Source organism: Aeromonas sp. QDB18, from assembly GCF_027705325.1.
Taxonomy (GTDB): Bacteria; Pseudomonadota; Gammaproteobacteria; order Enterobacterales; family Aeromonadaceae; genus Aeromonas; species Aeromonas caviae.
On sequence record NZ_JAPDBQ010000005.1, the window covers coordinates 64,839 to 74,676 of the forward strand.

The window sequence follows — 9,838 nt, forward strand, 5'->3', positions numbered from 1 at the left end:
GAGCGGCTTTTCTTATGAAACGGGCAGAAGATTATTTTTTCTTCTTGGCCTTGGCGTTCGGCAGGTCGGTGATGGAGCCTTCGAACACTTCGGCAGCCAGACCCACGGACTCGTGCAGAGTCGGGTGAGCATGGATGGTCAGCGCGATGTCTTCAGCGTCGGCACCCATCTCGATGGCCAGACCGATTTCACCCAGCAGTTCACCGCCGTTGGTACCCACGATGGCACCACCGATGACGCGGCCGCTCTCCTTGTCGAAGATCAGCTTGGTCATGCCGTCGGAGCAGTCGGACGCGATGGCGCGACCGGAAGCAGCCCACGGGAAGGTGGCGACTTCGAAGTTCAGACCCTGTTGCTTGGCTTCCTTCTCGGTCAGACCCACCCAGGCCATCTCTGGCTCGGTATAGGCGATGGACGGGATCACTTTCGGGTCGAAGTAGTGCTTCTTGCCGGCGATGACTTCGGCCGCCACGTGGCCTTCGTGTACACCCTTGTGGGCCAGCATGGGCTGACCGACGATGTCGCCGATGGCGTGGATGTGGGCCACGTTGGTACGCAGCTGCTTGTCGACTTCGATGAAACCGCGCTCGTTGACGGCAACACCGGCCTTCTCGGCATCCAGCATCTTGCCGTTCGGCACACGGCCTACGGCAACCAGCACGTTGTCGTAGCGAACCGGCTCGGCCGGGGCGTGCTTGCCTTCGTAGGAGACGTACAGGCCGTCTTCACGGGCTTCAACGGCGGTGACCTTGGTCTCCAGCATGATGTTGAATTTCTTGGCAACGCGCTTGGTGTAGATCTTGACGATGTCTTTGTCGGCAGCCGGTACCAGCTGGTCGGCAAATTCCACCACGTCGATCTCGGAACCCAGGGAGGAGTACACGGTACCCATCTCCAGACCGATGATGCCGCCACCGATGACCAGCAGCTTGCCAGGAACGGTCGTCAGCTCCAGCGCATCGGTAGAGTCCCATACGCGGGGGTCGTCATGGGGGATGAACGGCAGCTTCACCGGACGGGAACCGGCGGCGATGATGGCGTTGTCGAAGGTGACGGTGGTCTTGCCGTCGGCGCCTTCCACTTCCAGCGTGTTCGGACCGGTGAACTTGCCGAAGCCGTTCACGACCTGGACTTTACGCATCTTGGCCATGCCAGCCAGACCGCCGGTCAGCTGGTTGATGACCTTCTCTTTCCACAGACGCACCTTGTCGATGTCGGTCTGCGGGGCACCGAAGACGATGCCGTGCTCGGCCAGCGCCTTGGCTTCTTCAATGACTTTGGCGACGTGCAGCAGTGCCTTGGACGGGATGCAACCCACGTTCAGGCAGACGCCACCCAGGGTGGAGTAACGCTCGACGATAATGGTATCCAGACCCAAGTCAGCCGCACGGAAGGCAGCGGAATAACCGGCAGGGCCAGCACCCAGTACTACGACCTGGGTTTTGATTTCTTTACTCATCATGACCTCTTTGTCGTTCTTATATCCCCGGACAGCACAGTCTTATGCCAAACAAGGCCGCTGCAGCCGTGAAAAAAACGGGGCAAGTTTACAATCCTGTTAACGAAATGAGAAGCAAAAAGGGCGGGCTCTGGGCCCGCCCTCTCACTTACAGGACCAGTCGACGAATGTCGGACAACACACCACTCAGGGTGGTGATGAAGCGGGCACCGTCGGCGCCATCGATGACGCGGTGGTCGTAGCTCAGAGCCAGCGGCAGCATCAGGCGCGGCACGAACTCTTTACCGTTCCACTTCGGCTTCATCTCGGACTTGGAGACGCCCAGGATGGCCACTTCCGGCGCGTTGACGATCGGGGTAAAGCTGGTACCGCCGATGCCACCCAGGCTGGAGATGGTGAAGCAACCGCCCTGCATGTCGGCAGCGGTCAGCTTGCCGGCACGGGCCTTCTTGGAGATCTCGGCCAGATCGCGGGACAGCTCGTGGATGCCCTTCTTGTTGACGTCGCGAACCACCGGAACCACCAGACCGTTGGGGGTATCCACCGCCACACCGATGTGGATGTACTTCTTCATGATCAGCTTGCTGCCGTCTTCGGACAGGGCGCTGCAGAAGCGCGGATGGGCTTCCAGGGCCTTGGCGGCCGCCTTCAGGATGAACACCAGCGGGGTGATCTTCACGTCCAGCTTCTGCTTCTCGGCCAGGATGTTCTGCTCTTTGCGGAACGCTTCCAGATCCGTGGTATCGGCTTCGTCGAACTGGGTGACGTGGGGGATCATGGCCCAGTTGCGGTGCAGGGCAGGACCGGAGATCTTCTGGATACGGGTCAGTTCCAGCTCTTCGACAGGGCCGAACTTGCTGAAATCAACCTTCGGCCAGGCCACGACGCTCATGCCGTTGCCAGTGCCGGTGCTGGCAGCCGGAGCGGACTCGGCGCGCTTGACCGCATCCTTCACGTAAGCCTGCACGTCTTCTTTGACGATGCGACCCTTGCGACCGGAGGCTTTCACCTTGGCCAGGTTGACACCGAACTCGCGCGCCAGACGGCGTACAGCCGGGGAGGCGTGGACATAGGCGTCGTTGGCGACGAAATCGGAGGCGGCAGCAGCCTGGGCAACCGGCGCAGGAGCGGCGGCAGCCGGAGCGGCAGCAACAGGTGCTGCGGCAGGAGCCGGAGCAGCCACGGCAGCCGGAGCGGCACCCGCCACTTCGAATACCATGATCAGGGAACCGGTGGAGACCTTGTCACCCGCCTTCACCTTGATCTCCTTGACCACACCGGCGAACGGCGCAGGCACTTCCATGGAGGCCTTGTCGCCTTCCACGGTGATCAGGGACTGGTCGGCTTCAACCTTGTCACCCACGGCGACCATGATTTCGGTCACTTCCACTTCGTCACCGCCGATGTCCGGCACGTTGACGTCCTTGGCACCGGCGGCAACCGGAGCAGCGGCAGCCACGGGGGCAGCAGCAGGAGCCGGCGCGGCAACAGCGGCCGGGGCAGCGCCCGCCACTTCAAAGACCATCACCAGGGAGCCGGTAGAAACCTTGGCGCCGGCGGCAACCTTGATCTCGACCACGCGACCGGCGAACGGTGCCGGCACTTCCATGGAGGCCTTGTCACCTTCCACGGCGATGATGGACTGGTCGGCTTCAACCATGTCGCCCACGGCAACCATGATCTCAGTCACTTCGACTTCGTCACCACCGATGTCCGGCACGTTGACGTCCTGGCGAGCGGCAGCAGCAGGAGCAGCGGCCGGCGCGGCAGCAACCGGGGCAGCAGCCTGGACCGGAGCAGGTGCGGCAGCCCCCTCGGATTCGAAGACCATGATCTGGGAACCGGTGGCAACCTTGTCGCCCACCTTGATCAGGATCTCTTTGACGATACCGGCGGCGGGGGCCGGCACTTCCATGGAGGCCTTGTCACCTTCCACGGCGATCAGGGACTGGTCCAGCTCGACCTTGTCACCCACGGCCACCATGATCTCGGTGACTTCAACTTCATCGGCACCGATATCCGGCACCATAATCTGTTTGGACATTGCGCTTTATCCTCTTGCGTGCATCCGCGTGGCAGCCTGGGCATCACCACGCGCATCCCGCGTTATCCGTTTAAACCCAGGCAAGGTCGCGCCGGATACCCGGCGCGACACTCAATCCTCTTACGCGTACAGCGGGTTGACCTTGTCGGCATCGATGCCGTACTTGGCGATGGCTTCGGCCACAACCTGCTTGTCTACCTCGCCGCGCTTGGCCAGTTCGGTCAGGGCAGCAACCACTACGTAGAACTCGTTCACTTCGAAGTGACGACGCAGGTTGGCACGGCTGTCGGAGCGGCCGTAACCGTCGGTACCCAGTACACGGTAGTTCTCGGTCGGAACGAAGGCACGCACCTGATCGGCGAAGGACTTCATGTAGTCGGTCGCGGCGATGGTGGCTTCGCTGCCCAGTACCTGAGCGATGTAGGGCACACGCGCTTCGGCGGTCGGGTGCAGCATGTTCCAGCGATCCGCGTCCTGACCGTCACGAGCCAGTTCGTTGAAGGAGGTGACGCTGAACACGTCGGAACCCACGCCGTACTCGCTGGCCAGGATCTGGGCGGCGGTGCGCACGTGACCCAGGATGGAACCACAACCCAGCAGCTGTACCTTGGCCTTGGTGCCGGCCACGGTTTCCAGCTTGTAGATACCCTTGCGAATGCCTTCCTCGGCGCCTTCCGGCATGGCCGGCATGGCATAGTTCTCGTTCAGGGTAGTGATGTAGTAGAACACGTTCTCCGGGTTCTCACCGTACATGCGGCGCAGGCCGTCCTGTACGATCACCGCCACTTCATAGGCGTAAGACGGATCGTAGGAGATGCAGTTCGGGATGGTGTTGGCCAGGATGTGGCTGTGACCATCTTCGTGCTGCAAGCCCTCTCCGTTGAGAGTGGTACGACCGGAGGTCGCGCCCAGCAGGAAGCCACGGGCTTGCTGGTCACCGGCTGCCCACGCCATGTCGCCGATCCGCTGGAAGCCGAACATGGAGTAGTAGATGTAGAACGGGATCATCGGGCAGTCGTTGGTGCTGTAAGAGGTCGCAGCAGCCAGCCAGGAGGACATGGCGCCCAGCTCGTTGATACCGTCTTGCAGAACCTGACCCTGCTTGTCTTCCTTGTAGTAGGAGACGATGTCGCGGTCTTGCGGGGTGTACTGCTGACCGTGCGGGCTGTAGATACCGATCTGGCGGAACAGGCCTTCCATACCGAAGGTACGGGCTTCGTCAGCCAGGATCGGGACGATGCGCTTGCCGATGGACTTGTCTTTCAGCATCACGTTCAGGGAACGCACGAACGCCATGGTGGTGGAGATTTCGCGCGCCTGTTCACCCAGCAGCGGACCGAAAGCATCCAGCGCCGGGATTTCCAGCTTGGTGGTGCTCTCGCGCAGACGGGTCGGTACATAGCCCTTCAGCGCGGCACGGCGGGCGTGCAGGTATTTGTGCTCTTCGGTACCCTCTTCGATCTTCAGGTACGGCAGGTTTTCCAGCTGCTCGTCGGTGACCGGCAGGTTGAAACGATCGCGCAGGTGACGCACGGAGCCCAGGTCCATCTTCTTGACCTGGTGAGCGATGTTCTTGCCTTCGGCCGCTTCACCCATGCCGTAACCCTTGATGGTCTTGGCCAGGATCACGGTCGGCTTGCCCTTGGTCGCTGCAGCCTTGGAGAAGGCGGCGAACAGTTTGCGAGGATCGTGACCACCGCGGTTCAGGGCGAAGATCTCCTCGTCGGTCATGTCTTTGACCAGCGCGGCGGTTTCCGGATAACGGTTGAAGAAGTGCTCGCGCACGTAGGCACCGTCGCGGGACTTCATGGTCTGGTAGTCACCATCCACGGTCTCGTTCATCAGCTGGATCAGCTTGCCGGAAGTATCTTTCTTCAGCAGCTCATCCCACTTGCGACCCCAGATGACCTTGGTCACGTCCCAGCCAGCGCCGGCGAACAGGCCTTCCAGCTCGTTGATGACCTTGCCGTTGCCGACAACCGGACCATCCAGACGCTGCAGGTTGCAGTTAACCACAAACACCAGGTTGTCGAGCTTTTCACGCACTGCAACGGTCAGGGCACCCTTGGCTTCCGGCTCGTCCATCTCGCCGTCACCCAGGAAGGCGTAAACGGTCTGCTCGGAGCAATCCTTGATGCCACGGTCGGTCAGGTACTTCAGGAAACGCGCCTGATAGATGGCGGCGATGGGGCCCAGACCCATGGAAACGGTCGGGAACTGCCAGAATTCCGGCATCAGTTTCGGGTGCGGGTAGGAAGGGATACCTTTGCCATCCACTTCCTGACGGAAGTTGTCCAGCTGCTCTTCGGTCAGGCGACCTTCGGCGAATGCGCGGGCGTAGATGCCCGGGGAGATGTGACCCTGGAAGTAGACCAGATCGCCACCGTCCTTCTCGTTGCGGGCACGGAAGAAGTGGTTGTAGCAGACTTCATAGATGGTCGCGGAAGAAGCGAAGGAAGACATGTGACCACCCAGGTCCAGGTCTTTCTTGGAGGCGCGCAGCACGATCATCATGGCGTTCCAGCGGATGATGGCGCGAATGCGGCGTTCCATTTCCAGGTCGCCCGGGTAAGCCGGCTCGTCGCTGGACGGAATGGTGTTGATGTAGTCGCGGTTTGCCTTGGCAGCCACGTCCACACCGCTTGCGCGGGCTTTCTCGGCCAACTGTTCAAGGATGAACTGAGCGCGTTGCGGACCCTCTTCACGCAGCAGGGATTCCAGAGAGGCAAGCCACTCCAGCGTTTCTATCGGGTCCACATCGTTCTTCAGGATATCAGACATGGCTGGTTCCTATGTTGTTGTGATTGCACGGCATTGCACGGCGAAGGGCGCAAGCATTCGACAATTAAGAAAGCCTTGTGGGATTAGTTTTCCTGCTGACGGATCCGACGCATGGATCGCTGGATCCGGCTGTCTTCCCTCTGCATATCCAACAAGGTGTCCTCGATAAAGGCCAGGTGCTCATGACAAGCAGCCCTGGCCCGCTCCGGAGCCCCCGACAGGATAGCCTCGATCAGGCTCGCACGATGGCGACGGATCTTGGCGACCACTCCCGGACGGCGATTCAAAATTTCGTTATTGCGTAAAATGTTCTGCTCGAGCATGGGGCCCATGGCCCGCAACAGGTGCAGCAGCACCACGTTGTGGGAGGCCTCGGCCACGGCCAGATAGAACTGGGTCACGGCGGCCGATTCGACCACCAGCGACCCTTGCTGACCGGCTTCTTCGATGGCGGCTTGCGCCAGGCGAATCCGTTCGAAATCAGCCTCGGTGCCCCGCAGCGCCGCATAGTAGGCACAGATGCCTTCCAGCGCGTGACGAAACTCCAGCAGGTCGTACTGGGCTTCCGGGTGAGTGCTGAGCAGTTCGAACAGGGGGTCGGCGATCCCCTTGCTCAGGGCATTTTGTACGTAAGTGCCACCGCCCTGACGACGATACAAGAGTCCTCTCGCTTCCAGGCGCTGGATGGCTTCGCGCAAGGAAGGGCGCGACACCTGAAACTGGATGGCGAGTTCCCGCTCGGGCGGCAACTTCTGGCCCGGCTGCAGGCTGCCTTCCAGAATCATGCTTTCCAGCTCGGCGACGATGGCGTCGGCCAGCTTGGGCTGAGTTATCTTGATATAGGGCATGAGGCTACTTTGTTAAATTGGTATTACCAATTTTATGGTTGGGGCGAAAATTAGCAGAGGGCTTGAAAAAAGTCCACCCAAAAGATGATCTGAATCAAGAAGCTCGGTTGCCACTTTGGGGGTAAAAACGCGGAATCATGATATAGCTCATAGAAAATGGTCTGACCAATATTTGTCAGCTTGCTCACCGATAACATTTGGCCAACAACATGAAAAATGGCTTGCCAGACAAGGCAAGCCATTGATTCTAAAAACACAAAATAATTTTTAGATTTTTCACTCAAAGTGAAGCTTTTCCCGATAGCGAGGCCATTCGAAACTGTCACCCGGATCCGTCTTGCGGCCCGGCGCGATGTCGCAGTGACCGACAATACGGTCCGCCGTGATGGCGGGATAACGGTGAACAATCGCCCGACTGAGGTCCGACAGCACCTCGTATTGCTTGTCGCTGTAGGGAAGCTCGTCGGTCCCTTCCAGTTCGATCCCGATGGAAAAATCGTTGCATGCCTCCCTCCCCTCCCAGATCGAGACTCCCGCATGCCATGCCCTGGCGCCAAAAGGCACGTACTGTACCAGTTCCCCATCGCGGCGGATCAGGCAGTGGGCCGAGACCCTCAGTTGGTGAATACCGGCGAAATAGGGGTGAGCACCGGGATCGAGGCGCCCCAGAAACAGATCGTCGATAAAAGGGCCACCAAACTGCCCGGGGGGCAGGCTGATGCCGTGTATCACCAACAAGGAGACATCCTCCGGGCTGAGCCTCTCATTGTGATGGGGGGAAGGCACCTTGCGGGCCTGCTCGCACCATCCTTCACGATCGATGGAAAACAGGGTTGTGGGTTGTGTCATCGTCTGCTCGACTCACAAATGGAAGCGATGTGCCTCTGGCGGGATGGGAAAACTGGGAACAAGTCTCTGAATTCATGGATAACGCTATGTTAGGCTGAGCCATTCACTCGCGCGATATGGGACACACTATGCACCCGATGGCACGCCGTCTCTGGCTGCTCGCCTGGCTCTCGCTGCTGGGTCTGCTGACCCTCTACTTTCACGGTCGCGAACAACCGTCGGTGACCGCCAGCGGCGATCTGCTGCTCAGGGCCGATGCCAGCGGCCATTATCGACTGGAGGGTGCCATCAACGACCAGCCGGTGCAACTGCTGCTGGACACGGGCGCGACCAGGGTGACCATACCGAGCCAGGTGGCCTCCCGCCTCGGCCTCGTCGCCACCGGCCGCAGCCGGGTCAACACGGCGGCCGGAGAGATCCAGGTCGAAACCAGCCGGATCGAAAGTCTGGCGATGGGTCCGCTGACCCTGTACGATTTGTCAGTCTTTATCAATCCGGCAGCCGACGGGGACGAGATCCTGGTGGGCATGAATGCCCTGGGCCGGCTGGAATTACGCCAGAAAGACAGGCAGTTGCTTCTCAGACCCTTGCAGGAATAAGGCATGTTACAACAGGACATCAGCCGCGCCGTGCGCGCCGCACTTCTCGAAGACTTGGGCGATGCCCTCACCGCACTGGATCAACCGGATGCCAGCGCCGACATCACGGCCCAGCTGATCCCGGCGGATCGCATCTCGACGGCGCGAGTCATTACCCGCGAGGCGGGCGTCTTCTGCGGCCAGCCCTGGGTCGACGAGGTGTTTGCCCAGCTCGGTGGCGAAGTGAAGGTCGAGTGGAAAGTGCAAGATGGTGAACGCCTTGCCCCCAATCAGGAGCTGTTCCGCCTCCATGGCCCCGCCCGCGTGCTGCTGACCGGCGAACGTAACGCCCTGAACTTCGTGCAGACCCTCTCCGGCGTCGCCACCCTGACCGCCCGCTATGTGGCCGAGCTGGAGGGAACTGACTGCCGGTTGCTCGACACCCGCAAGACCCTGCCCGGCCTTCGCACCGCCCAGAAGTATGCGGTCACCTGCGGCGGCGGCAAAAACCACCGCATCGGCCTCTATGACGCCTATCTCATCAAGGAGAACCACATCCTCGCCTGTGGCGGCATTCAGGAGGCCATTGCCGAGGCTCGCCACCTCAATCCGGGCAAGCCGGTGGAAGTGGAGGTCGAATCCCTGGCCGAGCTGGAGCAGGCGCTGGCAGCCCGGGCCGATATCGTGATGCTGGACAACTTCGACATCCCCATGATGCAGGAAGCCGTTCGCCTCAATCAGGGCAGAGCCAAGCTGGAGGTCTCCGGCAACGTCACCCTCGATACCCTTGCCGGATACGCCGCGACCGGGATCGACTTCATCTCGGTGGGCGCCCTGACCAAACACGTGCGGGCACTGGATCTCTCGATGCGCTTTATGGAAGGCGCGGCCAAGGGCTGAGCGGGTCAACACCACTCTTTGGGGCCAGAAATATTACAGGGCTCGAAACTTGCAAAAGGCGCCATCGGCGCCTTTTCTTTATGCAGGATCCTACGACATAAGGAGTGTGAAGATGGGCCCTCCCCAACCTTGAATAGTGCCAAGAGACACCATTTAATCTTTGATTTTTCTACAACTTTCACTAAATGACACAAAAGTGGTTAACAAGGGCCCAGCCTCTGTTGCCAACCCGAAACGCTCGGATAAGATACCAACGTGGATAGCATTCCACCGGCGCTTATCAGGAACCATGGAAAAAAGGATACCTGATTACCCATGATTAGCAGTCAGTTACCACGAACTATACTGATCTTACGTACAGTTATCGAGGTGCGAGATC

General features: G+C 60.1%; 7 protein-coding genes. 2 read left to right on the top strand and 5 right to left on the bottom strand.

Annotation, left to right across the window (positions count from 1 at the left end; all coding sequences use genetic code 11):
- Window positions 1-31: 31 nt before the first annotated feature.
- From lpdA to ampD, 5 genes are all read right to left on the bottom strand, one after another.
- On the bottom strand, window positions 32-1,459 hold the full coding sequence (gene lpdA / locus OKC30_RS02035; protein ID WP_010675812.1) for a dihydrolipoyl dehydrogenase: 1,428 nt from the start codon (window positions 1,457-1,459) through the stop codon (window positions 32-34).
- A gap of 148 nt (window positions 1,460-1,607) precedes the next feature.
- Window positions 1,608-3,503 (bottom strand): pyruvate dehydrogenase complex dihydrolipoyllysine-residue acetyltransferase, encoded by a 1,896-nt coding sequence (gene aceF, locus OKC30_RS02040; protein WP_160837323.1) that lies wholly within the window; start codon window positions 3,501-3,503, stop codon window positions 1,608-1,610.
- A 120-nt stretch (window positions 3,504-3,623) separates the two neighbouring features.
- Complete coding sequence (gene aceE / locus OKC30_RS02045; protein ID WP_104452205.1) at window positions 3,624-6,284, bottom strand: pyruvate dehydrogenase (acetyl-transferring), homodimeric type; 2,661 nt, start codon at window positions 6,282-6,284, stop codon at window positions 3,624-3,626.
- Window positions 6,285-6,367: 83 nt separating this feature from the next.
- Window positions 6,368-7,132 carry a pyruvate dehydrogenase complex transcriptional repressor PdhR gene (pdhR, locus tag OKC30_RS02050; RefSeq protein WP_010675815.1) on the bottom strand — a complete coding sequence of 255 codons (765 nt, stop codon included), beginning with the start codon at window positions 7,130-7,132 and terminating at the stop codon, window positions 6,368-6,370.
- A 276-nt stretch (window positions 7,133-7,408) separates the two neighbouring features.
- Window positions 7,409-7,981 carry a 1,6-anhydro-N-acetylmuramyl-L-alanine amidase AmpD gene (gene ampD / locus OKC30_RS02055; RefSeq protein ID WP_053288099.1) on the bottom strand — a complete coding sequence of 191 codons (573 nt, stop codon included), beginning with the start codon at window positions 7,979-7,981 and terminating at the stop codon, window positions 7,409-7,411.
- 128 nt (window positions 7,982-8,109) lie between these two features.
- Here ampD and OKC30_RS02060 point away from each other — a divergent pair, with 128 nt between their 5' ends.
- Window positions 8,110-8,580, top strand: a complete 471-nt coding sequence (locus OKC30_RS02060) for a retropepsin-like aspartic protease family protein (protein WP_160837325.1) — start codon at window positions 8,110-8,112, stop codon at window positions 8,578-8,580.
- A 3-nt stretch (window positions 8,581-8,583) separates the two neighbouring features.
- Window positions 8,584-9,459, top strand: a complete 876-nt coding sequence (nadC, locus tag OKC30_RS02065; RefSeq protein ID WP_160837327.1) for a carboxylating nicotinate-nucleotide diphosphorylase — start codon at window positions 8,584-8,586, stop codon at window positions 9,457-9,459.
- Window positions 9,460-9,838 lie beyond the last annotated feature (379 nt).